The organism is Acidothermus cellulolyticus 11B (assembly GCF_000015025.1).
Classification (GTDB): domain Bacteria; phylum Actinomycetota; class Actinomycetes; order Acidothermales; family Acidothermaceae; genus Acidothermus; species Acidothermus cellulolyticus.
Genome location: NC_008578.1, coordinates 2,324,729 through 2,341,947, shown reverse-complemented (window position 1 = coordinate 2,341,947; position 17,219 = coordinate 2,324,729). Strand labels below are relative to the sequence as shown.

The 17,219-nt window shown below is 65.3% G+C and carries 16 protein-coding genes and 4 tRNA genes; 10 read left to right on the top strand and 10 right to left on the bottom strand.

Annotated elements, in window-relative coordinates:
- Positions 1-20: 20 nt before the first annotated feature.
- Entirely contained in the window at positions 21-1,244 is a 1,224-nt protein-coding gene (gene xylA, locus ACEL_RS10700) for a xylose isomerase (protein WP_011720899.1), read from the bottom strand.
- Between the two features lie 168 nt (positions 1,245-1,412).
- On the opposite strand from xylA, the gene ACEL_RS10695 reads away from it, so the two are divergent.
- Positions 1,413-2,048: an MT-A70 family methyltransferase gene (locus ACEL_RS10695; RefSeq protein WP_011720898.1), complete on the top strand. Its 636-nt coding sequence runs from the start codon at positions 1,413-1,415 to the stop codon at positions 2,046-2,048.
- Positions 2,049-2,068: 20 nt separating this feature from the next.
- Here the strand turns inward: ACEL_RS10695 and ACEL_RS10690 are convergent.
- The 3 genes from ACEL_RS10690 to ACEL_RS10680 all read right to left on the bottom strand — a co-directional run bounded on the left by ACEL_RS10690 (position 2,069) and on the right by ACEL_RS10680 (position 2,422).
- Positions 2,069-2,145, bottom strand: a tRNA-Phe gene (locus ACEL_RS10690).
- A gap of 42 nt (positions 2,146-2,187) precedes the next feature.
- Positions 2,188-2,265, bottom strand: a tRNA-Asp gene (locus ACEL_RS10685).
- 84 nt (positions 2,266-2,349) lie between these two features.
- Positions 2,350-2,422: transfer RNA gene (locus ACEL_RS10680), tRNA-Glu, on the bottom strand.
- A 196-nt stretch (positions 2,423-2,618) separates the two neighbouring features.
- Between ACEL_RS10680 and ACEL_RS12485 the strand changes: the two genes are divergently transcribed.
- Positions 2,619-2,960, top strand: a complete 342-nt coding sequence (locus ACEL_RS12485; RefSeq protein ID WP_011720897.1) for a metallopeptidase family protein — start codon at positions 2,619-2,621, stop codon at positions 2,958-2,960.
- Positions 2,961-3,101: 141 nt separating this feature from the next.
- Here ACEL_RS12485 and ACEL_RS10670 read toward each other — a convergent pair whose 3' ends face one another.
- Positions 3,102-3,572, bottom strand: a complete 471-nt coding sequence (locus ACEL_RS10670; protein ID WP_011720896.1) for an RrF2 family transcriptional regulator — start codon at positions 3,570-3,572, stop codon at positions 3,102-3,104.
- 58 nt (positions 3,573-3,630) lie between these two features.
- On the opposite strand from ACEL_RS10670, the gene ACEL_RS10665 reads away from it, so the two are divergent.
- On the top strand, positions 3,631-4,101 hold the full coding sequence (locus tag ACEL_RS10665) for a MarR family winged helix-turn-helix transcriptional regulator (protein ID WP_011720895.1): 471 nt from the start codon (positions 3,631-3,633) through the stop codon (positions 4,099-4,101).
- A 112-nt stretch (positions 4,102-4,213) separates the two neighbouring features.
- Here ACEL_RS10665 and ACEL_RS10660 read toward each other — a convergent pair whose 3' ends face one another.
- Positions 4,214-5,344, bottom strand: a complete 1,131-nt coding sequence (locus ACEL_RS10660; protein WP_169303216.1) for a S1 family peptidase — start codon at positions 5,342-5,344, stop codon at positions 4,214-4,216.
- A gap of 285 nt (positions 5,345-5,629) precedes the next feature.
- On the opposite strand from ACEL_RS10660, the gene ACEL_RS10655 reads away from it, so the two are divergent.
- Positions 5,630-5,702 (top strand) — tRNA-Lys (locus tag ACEL_RS10655).
- Between the two features lie 74 nt (positions 5,703-5,776).
- On the opposite strand, the gene ACEL_RS12045 is transcribed toward ACEL_RS10655, so the two are convergent.
- Both ACEL_RS12045 and ACEL_RS10645 read right to left on the bottom strand, forming a co-directional pair.
- Complete coding sequence (locus ACEL_RS12045) at positions 5,777-7,066, bottom strand: CapA family protein (protein WP_148204616.1); 1,290 nt, start codon at positions 7,064-7,066, stop codon at positions 5,777-5,779.
- Between the two features lie 406 nt (positions 7,067-7,472).
- Positions 7,473-7,937 (bottom strand): RNA polymerase sigma factor, encoded by a 465-nt coding sequence (locus ACEL_RS10645; protein WP_238378095.1) that lies wholly within the window; start codon positions 7,935-7,937, stop codon positions 7,473-7,475.
- On the opposite strand from ACEL_RS10645, the gene ACEL_RS12710 reads away from it, so the two are divergent.
- From ACEL_RS12710 to ACEL_RS10615, 6 genes are all read left to right on the top strand, one after another.
- The gene (locus ACEL_RS12710; protein WP_238378097.1) at positions 7,875-8,246 is read left to right on the top strand and encodes a hypothetical protein; all 372 of its coding nucleotides are present in this window, start codon (positions 7,875-7,877) and stop codon (positions 8,244-8,246) included. The two genes, ACEL_RS10645 and ACEL_RS12710, sit on opposite strands and share 63 nt — an antisense overlap.
- Positions 8,247-8,918: 672 nt before the next feature.
- Complete coding sequence (locus tag ACEL_RS13000) at positions 8,919-9,134, top strand: DUF3311 domain-containing protein (protein WP_049751519.1); 216 nt, start codon at positions 8,919-8,921, stop codon at positions 9,132-9,134.
- Positions 9,131-10,714: a monocarboxylate uptake permease MctP gene (mctP, locus tag ACEL_RS10630; RefSeq protein ID WP_011720891.1), complete on the top strand. Its 1,584-nt coding sequence runs from the start codon at positions 9,131-9,133 to the stop codon at positions 10,712-10,714. The genes ACEL_RS13000 and mctP overlap by 4 nt, the downstream gene beginning before the upstream one ends.
- 429 nt (positions 10,715-11,143) lie before the next feature.
- Positions 11,144-13,063, top strand: a complete 1,920-nt coding sequence (locus ACEL_RS10625) for a MoaD/ThiS family protein (protein ID WP_011720890.1) — start codon at positions 11,144-11,146, stop codon at positions 13,061-13,063.
- 2 nt (positions 13,064-13,065) lie between these two features.
- Entirely contained in the window at positions 13,066-13,836 is a 771-nt protein-coding gene (locus ACEL_RS10620) for a phosphoadenylyl-sulfate reductase (RefSeq protein WP_011720889.1), read from the top strand.
- On the top strand, positions 13,833-14,318 hold the full coding sequence (locus tag ACEL_RS10615; protein WP_011720888.1) for a hypothetical protein: 486 nt from the start codon (positions 13,833-13,835) through the stop codon (positions 14,316-14,318). The genes ACEL_RS10620 and ACEL_RS10615 overlap by 4 nt, the downstream gene beginning before the upstream one ends.
- A gap of 76 nt (positions 14,319-14,394) precedes the next feature.
- Here the strand turns inward: ACEL_RS10615 and ACEL_RS11745 are convergent, their stop codons facing one another.
- Together ACEL_RS11745 and ACEL_RS11740 are read right to left on the bottom strand one after the other, a co-directional pair.
- Entirely contained in the window at positions 14,395-15,690 is a 1,296-nt protein-coding gene (locus tag ACEL_RS11745; protein WP_011720887.1) for a CysS/YqeB C-terminal domain-containing protein, read from the bottom strand.
- A gap of 39 nt (positions 15,691-15,729) precedes the next feature.
- Positions 15,730-17,205 (bottom strand): methyl-accepting chemotaxis protein, encoded by a 1,476-nt coding sequence (locus tag ACEL_RS11740; RefSeq protein ID WP_011720886.1) that lies wholly within the window; start codon positions 17,203-17,205, stop codon positions 15,730-15,732.
- Positions 17,206-17,219 lie beyond the last annotated feature (14 nt).

The following is a 17,219-nucleotide window of genomic DNA, read 5'->3' as shown; positions in this document are numbered from 1 at the left end:
CGTAGCCGGGTCGTCGCGGGTCAGCCGCGTGCGCCGAGGAGGTGCTCGATGGCGAGCTGATCGAGACGGGCGTACCCGTAGCCTTGGTTGGCGGCTCGATCGACGTCGAATTCCTCCCACGCGGACCGGTCGGCCAGCAGGTCGGCGTACGACTCGCCCTCGCCGAGGGTGGGGACGGCCAACTCGGGAACACGACTTGCGGTGAGTGCGGCCTGCACCTCCGGATCCGCTCGAAACGCCTTTGCCCGCTGCTTGAGGAGGAGGTACGTGCGCATGTTCGCCGCGGCGGACGCCCAGACGCCGTCGATGTCCTCCGTGCGCATCGGCTTGTAGTCGAAGTGCCGCGGACCGTCGTACACCGGGCCGCCGCCGGGAAAGCCGTTCTCCAGCAGGTCGACGAGGAAGAACGCGCTGAGCAGGTCACCGTGACCGAAGACCAAGTCCTGGTCGTACTTCGGCCCGTGCTGGCCGTTGAGGTCGATGTGGAAGAGTTTCCCGTGCCAGAGGGCCTGTGCGATCCCGTGCACGAAATTCAAATTGGACATCTGCTCGTGACCGACTTCAGGATTCAGCCCGACGATGTCCGAATGCTCCAGGGAGTTGATGAACGCGAGCGCATGCCCGATCGTCGGGAGGAAAATATCACCCCGCGGCTCATTGGGTTTCGGTTCGAGGGCGAACCGGATGCCGTAGCCTTGGTCTTTGACGTATTGCGCGAGGGTGTCAATCGCCTCGCGGTACCGGTCAAGCGCAGCACGAATGTCCTTTGCGGCGTCGATTTCGCTTCCCTCGCGGCCACCCCAGAAAACGTACGTACGGGCGCCGAGTTCGGCCGCCAGATCCAGATTGCGCATCACCTTACGGATCGCATACCGCCGAATGGACCGGTCATTGGCGGTGAACGCACCATCCTTGAAGATCGGATGGGTGAAGAGATTCGTCGTCATCATCGGGACGACCAGGCCGGTGTCGGCAAGCGCCTTCTTGAAACGGTCGATAAGCCGAGCGCGCTCCGCATCGCTGCTGCCGAACGGAACGAGGTCGTCGTCATGGAAGGTGACCCCGTAGGCGCCTAATTCGGCGAGCTTGTGAACAGCCTCCACCGGATCCAGCGGCGGACGTGTCGCTTCACCGAAGGGATCACGCGCCTGCCAGCCGACGGTCCACAGACCAAAGCTGAAACGGTCTTCCTTCGACGGCGTGGCAACTTCGATAGTTTTCGACGATGCAGTGGTGAGTGACATTCCCGCCTCCGGTCCGGATTTTGTTGACAGTCCCAACTTATTGGCCGGTGCCGAGAAGCGTCAACACGCATGGGCCGGTGCGCAGGGGTGTCAACATGCATGGGCCGGCGCCGAGAAGCGTCAACACGTGTGGCAACGCGGTCGCTGGTGTGCGGCGGGATAGCGTAGATGACCATGAGCGTTGCACTTCCGACGGTTCCGGGTGGTTTCCGGACCGTGTTGGCCGATCCGCCATGGCGGTTTGTCAACCGAACAGGCAAGGTCGCGCCGGAGCACCGACGCCTTGGCCGCTACGAGACCATGACGGTTGCCGAAATTTCGGCGCTGCCGGTCGGCGAGGTTGTCGCCGATGCGGCTCACTTGTACCTGTGGTGTCCCAACGCGCTGATCCCCGACGGTCTTCAGGTGATGGCGGCGTGGGGGTTCCGGTACGTTTCCATGATCGTGTGGGTGAAGCGGCGGAAGGACGGCGGCCCTGACGGCCGCGGCGTCGGATTTTATTTCCGCAACGTCACCGAACCGATCCTTTTCGGCGTCCGCGGCAGAATGCGCACACTCGCGCCCGGACGGTCGCAGGTGAATCTCATTGAGACCCGGAAACGGGAACACAGCAGGAAGCCGGACGAACAGTACGACATCATCGAAGCCTGCTCACCCGGGCCGTACCTCGAATTGTTCGCCCGGTATCCACGCCCTGGGTGGACGGCGTGGGGGTTGGAGGCCTCACCGGACGTCGTGCCGCGGGGTCGGCGATTTCCGAACTATGCGTGGGACACAGCCGCCGCGGTATCGCCGTCCCGTTGAGCAGCCGGGGTTTTCGATCGTGGTGGCCAGGGGCGGGATCGAACCGCCGACCTCCCGCTTTTCAGGCGGGCGCTCGTACCAACTGAGCTACCTGGCCCCGCGCTGAGCGATTTGGCTCGGCACCGGCTGCAGATACGGTTGGCGGTCCCGACGGGATTCGAACCCGCGACCTCCGCCTTGACAGGGCGGCGTGAACTCCAGGCTTCACCACGGGACCATGCTCATGCACAGGCTAGCCGAGCGGTATTCGGTTCGCCATCCCAGCCAGCGTCCGTCGCGGCACGTGGCCGCCGTCCTCGCGTGCCCCCAACGGGATTCGAACCCGTGCCGCCGCCTTGAAAGGGCGGTGTCCTAGACCGCTAGACGATGAGGGCGGCAGCAACGGCGGTCGACGGCCGCGCCCGAACGGACGTTCCGGGACTGACCAAGCATAGGGGACGGCGGGACCGGCCGCTACCGCGGGTCCGGCTTGCCGTCCGCCACCGGCCGCAAGGTGATCGTCTTTCGCCGGTTCGCGGGTGCCGCGCGGTGAGCTCGACGTCCGGCGGATCATTGTGGTTTTCTCGAGTCGTGGTGTACGTCGATCCGGACCGGTTCGACGAGCTCGTCGCCGAGGCGCTTGACGGCATCCCGGAGGAGTTCGCCCGGGCGATGCGGAACGTCGCAGTCTTCGTCGAAGATGAGCCCGACGATCCAGAACTGCTGGGGTTGTACGTCGGCATCCCGCTGACCGAGCGCACCACGGCGTACGGCGGCGTCCTGCCCGACCGCATCATCATCTACCGCAACACCATCTGCGCGCTGTGCGAAACCGAGTCCGAAGTGATCGACGAAGTGCGCAAGACCGTCGTGCACGAAATCGCCCACCACTTCGGCATCGACGACGAGCGGCTGCACGAGCTCGGCTATTGACGATGACACGTGTTTGGCTCTTGATGCCTGCACGAGCTCGGCTCGTGACGACGCCCCGAGGCTCCAGAGCCAGCCGCTGCAGCGACGGGGATCGCCAGGCCGCCGCGGCTTCGTCATCCTGCCGGTCGAGACCGAGCCGCGTCAGTAACGGGGAATCCAGCCTTGCAGTTCGGCGACAAGGTCTTGCACCGGCTTGGGCAGGGCGCGGTTGGCGACGTCCTCGACGCTCACTCGCTCGAGCACAGCCCGAAGTCCGGCGCGAACGGCGACCCACACATCCTGCAGACCAGCGGCCGCACCCTCGTAGCGGACGTTCTCCGGGCGTAGTCCCCGAACCTCGGCGAGGGGGCCGTCCACGGCGCGCATCACGTCCGCGACGTAAATCGCCGACGCCGGCTTGGCGAGCCGATAGCCGCCTTCGGCTCCCCGTAGACTCTCGACAAGCCGCGCCCGCCGTAAGTCCGCGAGGATCGCCTCCAAGAATTTGCGCGGGAGCCGCTGTTCGTCGGCGATCTCCTCGGCTTTGACCCACGCGTCGGCTCGCTCGCGGGCTGCGTGTGCCAGGACGAGCATGGCGCGCATCGCGTAATCGGTCTTGGCGGAGATGTGCACGGGGTCATCATCGCAGCCGGTCGGGAAAGTTCGTAGATTCGAGCCCGAGGAGGTGGCGGTGCGCCGGGACGTGGTCTCTACGCCGGCCGCGGGTCCGTCCCGGGAGGCGGAAATCGCCGCCCGGTTGCGGATCGTCGTCGGCCGATTAGCGCGGGCGGTGCGCCAGCACGCTTCCGGCGGGTTGACTCCGTCGGAGACTTCGGCACTGGCGAGTGTTGAGGCGCATCAGCCGGTCCGGTTGAGCGAGCTTGCCGCGGTCGAGAACGTGGCGCCGCCGATGATGAGCAGGGTTGTCGACCGCCTCGTCCGTTCCGGCCTGGTCTCCCGATCGCCTGATGCCGCCGACGCCCGGGCCTGCCTCCTCAGCCTTACCGAGAGCGGACGGCGCACGCTTGCCGAATTGCGGCAGTCGCGGGCCGCGGCCCTTGCGGAACGGATTGCCCGTCTGGCCCCGGAGCAGGTGGACGCGATCGAAGCGGCGCTGCCGGCGCTGGAGGCACTTGCCGCAGAGCCGCCCTCAGCGCGGTAATGCGTTGCGCGGCCGGGAAATTCCGCAGCGTCGGACGGCGGCAGGGTGTCGAGTCACCCGGCGACTCCTGCAGTGTGCAGTACATCGCCCACTGGAGTGTGCCGTACGTCGCCTAGTGGAGGCTGCGGCACACCGCTCCCGTCAGCAATTTCTGGCAGAGCACCGACAAGCGCAGCGAGGCGTTGAGATTCTCCACCAACGGCGCTTCGGTGCCGGACGCGTATCCCCAATCGACGATGCCCAGCACATTTCCGGAGCGGTCGACGACCGGGCCACCGGAATTGCCGTTGCTTATCGGCGCTGTATCGAGAAAATAGGTCGGATAAACCTGAGAAATTATGCCGGAGGTCACATTGTTGACGACGATGCCGAGGGCATTTCCGACTGCCATGACGAATTCGCCGACGACCGGACCGTTGCTTGCCGGCTGCAACGGCGGTATGCGGAGGCTGGTGTCGAGCAGGGCGACATCGTTCTCCGCGTCGTACGCCCGAACGGCCGCGGATGCGGACCGATTCCCGGCCGTGATGGAGAGGACACCGGAATTGGGGTCAGTGCAGCCGTCGACCACGTGCTCGGCCGTCACCAATGTGGTCTGCGATCCGGACGCTTGTGGGAGAGCAAGTGCGAACGCTGTGCCGCTCGTTGTCGTCGTCCCCGAGACGCAGCTCACGAGGACGACGGACGGCGTCACGCGTGCCGCGAGCTCGGTCAAGTCCGGCGGCAGCTGAGCCGTTGCGATGTTCAGCCGTTCTTCGTCGGATTTGAGTTGGTTCTGGGTGTTCTGGAGGGCACTGCGGGCCGCCACGAGTTGACCGCTCAATGCGGAAATTTGCTGCCGCTGGGCGCTGAGGCTCGACTGCAGGGCCGTGACCTGTTCGGCCTGCGCGGCGCGCAGCGCCGCAACGTCGGACCGGAGGTGCGCAAGCTGTGATTGTTGCCAGGCGAGACCGGTGCCGGCGGCGCCGAATGCGAGTACGATCAACGCCGCGAGAACCGCCCGCAGCCACCGCCGCCCATGTCGGTGCGCGGGAAGGCTCGGTTCTGGGCCTGGTCCGACGTGTGCGGGCAGCACGATCGTCGCGTCTCCGCTCGGCGGTGCGTCTCCGACGGACGGCGTGTGACCGGCTGGCGTCGCCTCTCCGGTGGGAAGCGCGTCTCCGGTGGACGGCGTGTGGTCGGCGGGAGTCGGGTGGTCGGTCGCGGCGGGGGCAGGGTCGCCGCTGTCGGCGGCCGACGTCACGGCCGGGTCGGTGGTCGCTGTGGTGCTGCCTGCCGTTTCGGGGTTGTCGGGCCTATCCGTGACCGGCTCGCGATTCGTCAGTGCTGGGGCCTCTGTCGTAACGGCGACTGAATTGGTGTCACCTGGTGAACCGAACCGTGCCATGATCGACCCCCGCATCATTCTGCCGTACTCCTCGACCCTATTGTCCCGAGTGGTCCGGATCCAGCGGACCACTCCGGTAGCGCTCCGGCCATTGCCGGCTGGCACACTGGACGATGCCCACCGTGTGACGCGTCACGCTTCGGGCCGTTAGCTCAACTGGCAGAGCAGCGGACTTTTAATCCGCGGGTTCCGGGTTCGATCCCCGGGCGGCCCACTCGTCCACCGGAACGGATCCGGTCGCCACGGGACGTGCGGCTGGGCGGCAGGCGATTCGGCGTCGGCAGCTGCTTAACGCCGTTGCGGCATTGCGAGAGTGCCGTCCGGATTGATCACCGCTGCGGCAACGCCGAAGTCCTGTCTGGACAAGCCGTTGATGAACGCCGCCGCGCGGCCTGTCGGGTCGAGGGTTGGCCGGCCCGCGGCGTCGAGGTGCGTGGAGATGAAACGGCCGCCGACGAGACGGCCGGCCCGGTCGAGCCGGACGTGCAAGATGCCGGAGAGCGCAAGCGTTCCGTTGGTGGCGAACGTGTAGTAGCCAGCGAAGTCACCGAGACTGTACGCGATCAACTTGCCACGGTAGTACTCCATGCCGCGCAGGACGTGCGGGCCGCTCCCGATGACGAGATCTGCTCCCGCGTCGATCGCAGCGTGCGCGAATGCCCGTGCATTGCCGCGGTCCTCGCCGAGGTAATACTCCTCCGTTCCGGTGACGTGCGCCGCTCGTGTTCCTTCGGCGCCGGCGTGCATGTAGACGACGACAATGTCCGCTTGGGCGCGCGCCAGCGTGATGAGTGATTGTGCCGCGGCGCCCTTGCGCATGTCGTTTGTGGTGTCGTAGGGGGCGAAGCCGATGAACGCGACGCGAATTCCGTTGGCCGACACGAGAGCAAACTGACCCGGCAAGCCGGTCTGTGCGATGCCCGCGGCTTTCAGAGCGGCCGATGTATCGGCGACCCCGCTGGGCCCGAAGTCGTGCGAGTGGTTGTTCGCACTGTTCAGTACCGTGAAGCCGCTCGACTTCAATACGGACGCAGCGAAATCCGGCGGCATGCGAAATGCAAAGCACGCCCGCGGGGATGGCGAGGCGGTCGTCTGCGGAGTCCCGGACGCGGACGGCGACCGCGTGATCGTCGGTTTGCTGGCGCGTGGAGGCGCCGACATCGGTGACGTGGACGACGACGGGCTCGGTGACGGTGTCGGCGTCGGGCACTTGGTCGCCGCTGAATTCGTCAACGCGCCCTCGAGATTCGCAAAGACAATCGGCGCGGCGAGGGCGCTGCGGACCGACGCCAGATAGCCCGCGGCGTTCGGCGGCAACCGCGGTGTGTTGCCGAGGGTGAGATCCCCAACTGCGGCGATCTCCACCGTCGGTAGGTCGTCTGCCGGGCTGTTGGCCGTAGGAGCGGTCGCGCTCGCGACGTTGCCGGTCGGCGAGCCGGCGGCGGTCGTTGGTACGACACTGGTGACGCCCCGCCCTGCCGGGTTCGGTGGTTCCGGCGGACGGGTGGCGTGGTTGCCGAGACTGCACGCGGAGACGAGCACCACCGTCATTATGGGGAGTGCGACAGCTGTGCGCACGGTCACGATGCTCTGACTTCGATCAACGGAATGCCGTGGTCGTCGGGATACACGAAAGCCGTATCACACCCACAAACGATACCGGGATGGCCGTAGACAAACAGATTCGCCTCTCCACTCCGGTCCGGTCAGGAGCCGGGCGGTACGCGGACGATGAGCGATGTCGGGTGCAGCTGGGGGCCGTCAAAAATAACGGGCTCGCCAGAATCGCCTCGATTCAACGCCCACAAACCGACTATGCCAGCGGTAGCGATGATTATGGTCGCGATAAAAGTAGCGACAAGCCTGCGCCGACGCTCTCGACGACGCCATGCTGCTTGGGTGCGTTGATATCCCCGGGTATCGAGCCTGACTTGACGTGCCACTGCGTCTAGAACGTCACGCAGGCGTTCTTCAGTGTCCGGCATCATGGGAGGACTCCTACCTCGGCACTCGAGCGGGGGACAGCCGGCAGGGCGGGCGATGCTGTCAGATATCTCGTCAACGCCGCCATTCCTCGGGAAATGTGCGCCTTCACCGCGCCGGTCGTAATGCCCATCGCCTCGGCAATCTCGTGCTCCCTGAGGTCCATCCAGTACCGCAACACCAAGGCCTGGCGTTGACGCTCGGGAAGACGCCGAAGCGCCGTCATGACCTCACGCTGATCTTCACGCAGGACGACTTGTGATTCTGCGGAATCACTATCAGGCAGCCGCTGTTCGGCATGCCGGCGGACAACCTGCAGGTGTCGTAGATGCATACGCACCAAATTGCACACGACGGATCGGAGATATCCCGGAGCGGCCATCGGATCACGAAGACGCGGCCAGTGTCTGTGCAGCTGACAAAACGCTTCGGTCACAAGATCTTCCGCTTCCTGACCGCCGCCCAACAGAACAGCCAGTCGCAGAAGCTCCGGGTAATGACGGTCAAAGAGCCAGGTAAGTGCCGCCTCGCGCTCGGCGTTGCGAAGGTCGAGTGCACCGCCCGCGGCAACGTCCGCTGCGGTGTCTTCGTAGTCTCGGCCGCGCGGATTCATCGGCGGTCCATCGCAAACAACGCTTGGCGCATTGCTTCCTCCCGTCATCCCTGGTCGATGTCCGTCGTGTCGAGCCTTTCCGCCACCTTCACGAGCCGCAACAGGGGCGTCAATACGGCTGCAACCATCAGATTTACCAGTAAGGCCGGCGATCCGGCGTAGACACGCGCGTGCAGCCCGTCGATGGTGAGGGGTACGGCCCACGTGAACTCCGGCCGCCGCAGCACCCAACCCGGCGAGTGCGACAAGAGCGAGGAGCGCCGTCCAGGCGAATAGACCGAAGCAGGTCCGCGGAACGACGTCGGCGCTCCTCGCGGCGAAGGTGCATGTCATGACGTGCGGATACAGCAGCAGCCGTTTCGGACCGCAAGGGTCCAGAACCGAGGCAGAAAGATGAGTGCAATCGAAAATACGACAATTGTGTACGGAACGGCGGAAAATCCCAAACCGCCTTTGCCGTAGACCAAGGCGGGTACGGCGACCAAGGTGTACGCCGTGACGACCCACCATCACCGGGACCCATGCCATCCGTGCCGATCTCCGGGATTAGCGCTCTGCACGTGGTAGGTGCGGGGTGGGGCGCATTGTCTTATCGCGGCTGGCGGGTCGGTGGGCGCCAGATTATCGATCATGTGATTTTGCCGTCCGGGTTACTCTCGTCGCCCAGGTAACTGAGGTAAACCTTCATGCCCTCCCGCGCAACCTATAGGCAAAGGGTGAGCGGCGATCGCCGTTGCTCACCCGGTCGCTCACGTCGGTCTGTGCGCGGCGCCCCGCCCCGCACGCTCCTACCGGAGGTCCGCATGGCGTCATCACCAGATTCTGGGAAACCCGCTGCACCGAACGCGCCGGGCTCGCGCGCGTAGGCGAGCCGTTTACCTGCTGCTTCTCCTTCCGCTGATCGGAACACTGGTTCCACCGTTCTATAACCGTTACTCGCCGACCATCGGCGGCATGCCGTTTTTCTACTGGTACCAGCTCGCTTGGATTCCCATCGCCATGATCTGCACCTGGATCGTGTACCGCGCATCGCGAGGTGAGAAGCGATGAAGGTTCCGTTCAACGGCACCGAGTTTGCCCTCGTCGTTGTTCTCTTTGTGTTCGTCGCGGTACTCGGTTTTCTCGCGGCGCGTTGGCAGCGTGGCGAAACGCTTGCGCATATCGATGAATGGGGCTTGGGCGGCCGCCGTTTCGGCACGTGGGTCACGTGGTTCCTCGTCGGCGGTGACCTCTACACCGCGTACACGTTCGTGGCCGTTCCCGCCCTGGTCTTCGGATCTGGCGCGCTTGGATTTTTTGCCGTGCCGTATACCATTGTGGTCTATCCGATCGTCATGTTCGCAGCCGCCCGCATGTGGTCGGTGGCCCGGCGGCATGGTTTTGTTACCGCTGCAGATTTCGTCCGGGGCCGGCACGGTTCCCACGCGCTCGCCGTCGCGACCGCGCTCACCGGCATCGTGGCAACCATGCCATACATCGCCTTGCAGCTGGCCGGCATCAGAGCGGTGATCGAGGCGGCAGGCATCAACGGCGATTGGCCGTTATGGATTGCGTTCGCCGTGCTCGCTGCGTACACGTATTCGTCAGGATTGCGTGCACCGGCGCTGATTGCATTCGTGAAAGACATCCTGATTTACGCCGCGGTGCTCGCGGCCGTCATCTGGATTCCGTACAAACTCCACGGGTACGACCACATCTTCTCGGCGGCGAATGCGCATTTCGCGGCGGCCAAATCCGGCGGCATTACGCTCAAGGACACGCAGTATCTCGCATACTCCACGCTGGCCTTCGGTTCGGCGCTGGCCCTGTTCCTCTATCCGCACTCGGTCACCGGCGTGCTCGCTGCGAAGAGCCGAGACACGGTCAAGAAGAACATGTCGCTGCTTCCGGCGTACAGTCTGATGCTCGGCTTCCTTGCGCTGCTCGGCTACATGGCGATCGCGGCTGGTGTCAAACCGGCGCTTGGCGCCGGTGGCAAGGCGGATACGAACACGATCGTGCCGATGCTGTTCCACGCGGAATTCCCGGCCTGGATTGCCGGTCTGGCCTTCGGGGCGATCGCCATTGGAGCGCTGGTGCCTGCGGCGATCATGTCGATTGCCGCGGCCAACACCTTCACCCGGGACATCTATCGGCCGTACTTCCGGCCGACCGCCTCCCCGGCTGAAGAGGCGTTGGTCAGCAAGATTGTGTCCTTGGTCGTCAAACTCGGCGCCTTGCTCGTCATCCTCTTCCTGAACGTCAGCTTCGCGCTCGACTTCCAGCTGATCGGCGGGATCATCATTATCCAGATCCTGCCGGCCGTCGTCTTCGGGCTCTACACGCGGTGGTTCCACCGCTGGGCGTTGATGGCCGGCTGGGTCGTCGGCATGGTCTCGTCGCTCTGGATGCTCTGGCTGACACCGAAGGCGGGCGGACACGGGCACTTCGGCGGGTCCCAGTGGGCGTTTACGCATTGGGGCATCCACACGAAGGTGACCATGTGGATCGGGTTGATCACCTTAGTGTTCAACATCGTCGTCGCTGTCGTTCTCACCCCGGTGTTGTCGAAAGCCCCGCGCGGCCTCGACGCCACCCGCGACGAGGACTACCTCGTGGCGGACGCCTCCGAAGTGCGGGTGCCTGCCTGAGCGTCCCCGGTCGCCGCGGTCGCGTCTGGGGCGTGGCTGTCCTGCGTATCCGTACTTCGTATCCGTGACGGAAGGGATCGGCCGTACCGCCGGGCATGGCGGTACGGCCGATCCACGCCAGCGACCGATCCACTCTCCGTCGGCTCGCCTTGATCACATCAGCACGGCTGGGCCCGGTGCGACCGGTTCGGTACACTGTTCGCCATGATTCGTGCACGGTGCTCAGGGGTCGTGGGTGTCATGATCCCTTGTCTCTGCCGTTGTACGAGTGCGCCCCGCGGCGATTGACCGGTCAGTCGTTTCCTGGCCGTCACTTGATTAGTGAGCCGCAATCGCCGATAACCGTGTACCTCAAGGCACATGATGCTCGCCCGTGAGCAATAACCTACTCGTCCGATCGGAAAACATCGTTAAGGTTCGGAGACCTCTGTGACTCTTACCGCCCCGTCCCGCCAGCTCCGGCCAGCGCCGGACTGGGACCTTGTATACAAGCGAAACTTCATCGAACGGCTCAAACGCGATCGTCCCGGGCTTGCGGTTCGAGACGAGCTTCCCGAGCTGATCGAGCGTGGGTACGAGGAAATCTCCGAGGAGGAGATCGTCCGGCTGTACTGGTGGGGCCTGGCCCATGACAAGCCGAAGATCGGCACATTCATGGTGCGGATCAAGGTTCCGGCTGGTCGCGTGACCCCGGCCCAGCTCCGGGCGCTGGGTGACATCAGTGCCGCTTTCGGCCGCGGCGAGGCGGAATTGACGACCCGCCAGGGCATCCAGCTGCACTGGGTTCCCATGGCGCAGCTTCCCGACGTGATGGCGGCGATCGAGGCCGCCGGGCTCACGACGGCCGGGGCCGAGGGCGACACCGTCCGGAACATCACCAGCTGCCCAGTCGCGGGGTTGCAGGACGGGGAGCTCTTTGACGTATGGCCCATCGTCAAGGAGGCCGCTGCCTTCTTCTCGGGCAACCCGGAGTACTCGAATCTGCCGCGCAAGCTGAAGTACACGATTTCGGCCTGCCCGGCTCAGTGCAACGGACCGGATTTCCACGACGTCGCTCTCGTCGCGACTGAGCAGGACGGCGAACTGGGCTTCGGTCTTCGGGTCGGCGGCGGGATGTCGAACACCCCGCGGCTCTCGCGCGACCTCGGCGTTTTTGTTCCCCGGGACGATGCAATCGCCGTGCTGCGTGCGGTGACCGATGCCTGGCAGCGTGATCTGCGGTACCGGCTTTCCCGAGCCAAGGCGCGCATCAAATTCATGGTCGACGATTACGGGCCGGAAGGCATGCGCGCCAAAGTCGAGGAGGTGCTGGGCCGCCGACTCCCCGACGGCCGGGCGCCCGAACCCGTCGGTGAGGCCGACCATCTCGGCGTGCATCCGCAGCGCAATCCCGAGCTGGTGTACGTCGGCGTTCCGGTGCCGTCCGGGCGGATTACCGCGCACCACCTGCACGCGATCGCCGACCTTGCGGACCAGCTCGGCGGCGACGTGCGGTTCACCCGGCAGCAGAACTTCATCCTCGGCAATGTGCCGCGGGATCGATTGGACGACGTCCGCGACGCGCTCGCGGCCATGGATTTTCCGCTCGACCGAAGCCGGGCGTACGGTCGATCGGTCGCGTGCACCAGCCACAAGTTCTGCAATTACTCGGTTGCTGAGACGAAAGGAAAACTCGACGCGATTCTCGACCATCTCGCCGCCACCTTCGGCGCGCAGGAAATCGACGGACTCACCATTCACATGGACGGCTGCCCGCACGCCTGCGCCCAGCACTGGATCGGTGAAATCGGTCTGCAAGGTACGTCGACCTCCGTCGAGGGTTCCGACGAGCGCATTGAGGCGTATGACGTCACCATCGGAGGCGGTCTCGGACGGCGGGCGGCGATCGGACGGCGTCTGCTGCGACGCGTCCCGACGACTGAGATCGAGCATGTTCTGGCCCGGCTTGTCGGCGCGTGGCTCGAGGAGCGACGACGCCGCGGCGCCGCCGATTTCACCTTCGGCGATTTCACAGCGACCCGGACCGACGAGGAATTGCAGCGGATCGCCGGCGGCGAGCGGGAATCCGAATCCGCGACTGGCGTTGTTGTTACCGTGCCCGGTCCGTTGCTCGCGATGATCGGTGGTGCGGATCGGTACGAGGTGTCGGCTCGAACGGTCCGCGAGGCGCTGGAGGCCGTCAGCCGGCGGCATCCGGCGTTCGGTGCCGCCGTCCTGCCGAACGGCGACGTTGCCGAGGCGTATCTCGTCACGGTCGGAGATGACGACATCCGCACCCTTGACGGTTTGGATACTCCGGTGGCTCCGGGTACCGAAATTTCCCTCGTCATGGCCATGTCAGGAGGCTGACCATGGGACGCGTCTTTGACGACTTGGAAATCGGTGAGATCGCGGTTCAACTCGACGATCAGGAACCGCAGGACGTTATCGCCTGGGCGTTGGAAGAACTCGGCGATCGCATCGCCGTGGTGACCGCGCTGCAGATCGACGGCATGGTCGTCCTTGACATGGCGGCGAAACTCCGTCCCGACGTCCGGGTCATCACCGTCGACACCGGCCGTCTGCCGCAGGAGACGTACGCCTTCATTGACGAGGTGCGGGAGCGGTATCCGCAGACACGGTGGGAAATTCTGTTTCCCGACGCAACCGAAGTCAGCGAGATGGTGAGCGCTCAGGGCATGGATCTCTTTCGGCGGAGCGTATCGCAGCGGATGTTCTGCTGCCAGGTCCGCAAGGTGCGCCCGCTGGTTAAGAAATTGCGCGACTTGGACGGCTGGTTCACCGGTCTGCGCCGTGACCAGTGGGCGTCTCGGGCCGCCATCAAGAAAGTGGAACTCGACCACGACCACGGCGGGATCGTCAAAGTCAACGCACTTGCCGACTGGACCAATGACGAGGTCTGGGAGTACGCCCGGAGCAACGACGTCCCGATTCACCCCCTCTACGAGCAGGGGTACACGAGCATCGGGTGTGCCCCGTGCACCCGTCCTATTCAGCCCGGTGAAGACGACCGCGCCGGGCGCTGGTGGTGGGAGCAGGGCGCTCCGAAGGAATGCGGCATTCACTGCCCGATCGAGACCGGCACGTTCGAACACGAGGCCAAGGAACTCATCGTTACATGACATCGGAGCAGGACGCGCCGCCGTTGGATCCGATTCCCGTCACGGTTTCGGAGGACGAGGCTCGTGCCGTGGCAGCCGCCCTGAAGGCGTTCGCCGCTGCACTGCCTGACGATCGACGGGCCGATTATGCCCGGCTCGCTCAGGACGTTGCCGCCGGGACCATTCCGGCCGACGATGTCGACGCGGTCGAACGTACCTGCCGGTTGGCCTTGGAGACCGGGCATGCCCGCCGCCTCGGTCCGGATGTCGAACTGCTCCTCGGTAGCGTGATGCACCGGTTGCCGCTGGGACGCCGGTACGACGAGCAGGTCCGGACCGTCAACAAGGCGCTCGAGACATTGACCGGCCGGGAAATCCGATCCGCCCGGGTGTCGTGGCGGATCCCTGGCCACTATGAATGTGCCTTACACGTCGAGGGGTTCCACCTCACGCTTGCCTTTACCCCCGATGCGGTTGAGATACGACGTCTCGAGGCCGGCTGACCCCACCGCCCGCAGTCGCCAACAGAAGTCGAGAAGCCGCACGGTGCGACCAGCGAACGGCGTCGCTCGGAACGAGCTATTTTTCCGGGAGAAGCCACCGGACGCCGTCCGGTGTGTCCCGCACTTCGACACCGGCCCGGATGAGCCGGTCACGAATGTCGTCTGCCGTTTGGTAATCACCGCGGCTGCGTGCCTGTGACCGGACGTCGAGGAGCGCGGTGACGAATGGGGCGACCAGGTCGGACGTGTCGAGTGCCCCTGCTTGGGCGAATTCGCCGAGCCGGACGATGAGCGACCGGAGTTCGCGCCGTGCTTCGTCACGGTCGCTGCTCTGTAAAGTGTCCGCACTCCAGTCCTGAATGGCCTGTTCCAGACCAAGGATCGCGTCGACCATCGTTGCTGCGTCACGGTCCGCTGCGGCGGCGTCGAAGCGGGTCCGTGCGCGGAGGGTCGCCTCGTGCAGGGACAGCACGGGCGCGTCACCTGCTAAGACCGGCACCGCGCCGGTTGTCGGCGGCGGTGCTGCCCCGGTTGCCGGTTCGGGGAAGCCCGACCCGACCGTCGCCTCGCCTGCGAACCACGCTCGCACGTCGCTTACCTGCAGGCACGAACCGGCCGGGAAAATCCGCGACCGACCGCGCGCTCGAAGGGTCATCGTCCGGTTACCGGTCACGCGTACAGTCTGCTCGGCCACGTCGATGATGACGGCGGTGTGTTCGTCAATGCCCAGAATCCCCGACCCATCCGGCAGTTCCCGTTCGAGCGCGGCCAACCGCGGTTCGCCGAGATAGCAGTAGCGGGTGTCGTGCGTGCCCCCTTCGGCGTTGTCAAAATGCGGAATGACGGCAAGCTCAAGGTCGAGGAATGTACCCAGCAGGTCGAGACCCTCGTCCCAATAAGGATCGAAACCCGCCTTGTACACCTCGTAAACCGGAACTGCGTACTTTCCGACGGTTATGGCAGCCGCGCTGCCCAACACGAGCGTGCCGCCCCGTCGGATGACGCTGCCGAGCGCACCGACCATGGGCGTGTCGCGCCACTGGCGCAGGGCGTAACTTGGGCTTCCCGGACCGGCGAAAACCCACGTAGCCGTAGAGATCCTTGCGAGAGCACGGTCCAACGTCGACGCGGCGGCGTCCGCGCGCCGCCATGACACCGCATCGACACGGCGGCCGAGGCTCTCCGCGAAATAGTGTTGCGTACGAGCGACGAGTTCGTCCGCGTTGAGTTGGAATCCGAACGTGGTGTCCACCAGCACCGCGTCACCCGGCGGCGTCAGGGCGAAGATCTCGCGGTGGACGCCCACCATCGTCGGCGTCGTTTCTCCCGATCCGATCAGCGCGATGCGACCAGGTGCGGTGCTGACGACCACACCGTCACCTTAGCGGAGAGTTGTCCGCCCGGTCGGGCCTTATTCGACGACCTCGACCCGGTCGATGTTGACCCAGACGTAGCGGGACTTGGGATTCGCCTCACCGAGAACCGTGAGCGTGAACGTGTGCTCACCCGGCGGCAGCAGCGGACTCTCCCACTGCAAGGCCCCGTGCACCCGTTGCTCGGCGTACTGATCGATAATCGTCTCCGGCTGGTCGTCGACGCGGACGCTGGCCAGACCGTGGTTCGGTGCGAGGACGCCGTAGAACCGGATTTGCCGTCCCGAAAAGCGCAGGGTCGCCGTGTCGCCGGGCATGCTCGAATGGGAATTCGTGCCTTCCGCCTCGATATTCGCTGTCGCGTGTCCCCATCGCCCGCGGTATGAAAAGCGATGCAAGCCTTCGCCGATCGCATAATTCTGGATGGTGATGACGCCGTTCTCTTTCGTGACACCGGAATCCGGGTCCAAGCCGGCCGCGGGTTCCCCGACGTCATCGTCGGGCATCTCGGCGAAGGTCCACCGCGCCAATGCGTCGTTCAGTGCCTGCTCGGCGTGCGCCACTTCCGCGGCGACCGTGCGGGCCTGAGCACCGGCGTAAGCGGAGAGCCGGACCGCGTGCGTGAGCGCCTTGACGTGCTCGGCGAGAACGGTCGCGCGTTCGGCTGCGGCCGACGCGCTGTCCCCGATCGAACTTGTTGTCGCCGTCTGCTGGACGACCGCCGCGGCGATGGCCGCCTGTCCGGCGTCCACCTGATCAATCGTGACGGTGACGTCTCGGACCGCGTCCGCGGCGGCTGCCGAGCCGGTTTCGATGTCCCGCATGGTAGCGATCACATCGTCGGTGGCCCGCCCGGTTGCCTCGGCCAACTGCTTCACTTCGCCGGCGACGACCGCGAAGCCGCGCCCCAGCTCACCGGCTCGCGCCGCTTCAATCGACGCGTTGAGGGCGAGCAATTGCGTCTGGGACGCGATGCGGACGATCAGTTTGACAATGTCTTCCACCCGTTGCGTGGCGGCACGCAGGGTTTCAAAGCATTCTCGGGCGATTTCCGCCTTCTTGGCGCCGTGCGAGGAGACCGTCGACGTTTGCGATGCGTGGTCGGCGATGCTCCGAATTGTTGCCGCGGTTTCTTCCACTCCGTGTGCGATGACCGTAATCCGTTCGGAGAGCTCGGTTGCTGACGCTGCGGCGTCCGCCACGTCACGGACGGTATTTTCGGACGCCGACATCATCTCCCAGGCCACGTCGTTCATCCGCCGCCATTCGGTGGCCAGCCCGCGGACGATCCGCCGGTCCGTGTTGAGGTGCGCAGACCACTGGCCACGAAGTTCGTCGATACCGGTCAAGATCTCGTGCGCCCACCGGGTACGCATTACGGGCGGCGACGATACGAGGTCACCGGAGGCGATTCGTCGCAGGTAACCCTGGAGAGCGCGCGCGTCCCGCCGGCTCCGCGGCGAGACCACGGCCGCCAGCCAATCGCGGACTCGGGTCTGCGCAGCTTCCGCCATGCGTCACTCCCTCG

Excerpts from the sequence above, each read along its gene's own strand:
- mctP (WP_011720891.1), top strand. The coding sequence starts at position 9,131 with ATGAAGGTTCCGTTCAACGGCACCGAGTTTGCCCTCGTCGTTGTTCTC.
- ACEL_RS11740 (WP_011720886.1), bottom strand. The coding sequence starts at position 17,205 with ATGGCGGAAGCTGCGCAGACCCGAGTCCGCGATTGGCTGGCGGCCGTG.
- xylA (WP_011720899.1), bottom strand. The coding sequence starts at position 1,244 with ATGTCACTCACCACTGCATCGTCGAAAACTATCGAAGTTGCCACGCCG.
- ACEL_RS10695 (WP_011720898.1), top strand. The coding sequence starts at position 1,413 with ATGACCATGAGCGTTGCACTTCCGACGGTTCCGGGTGGTTTCCGGACC.
- ACEL_RS10615 (WP_011720888.1), top strand. The coding sequence starts at position 13,833 with ATGACATCGGAGCAGGACGCGCCGCCGTTGGATCCGATTCCCGTCACG.
- ACEL_RS10620 (WP_011720889.1), top strand. The coding sequence starts at position 13,066 with ATGGGACGCGTCTTTGACGACTTGGAAATCGGTGAGATCGCGGTTCAA.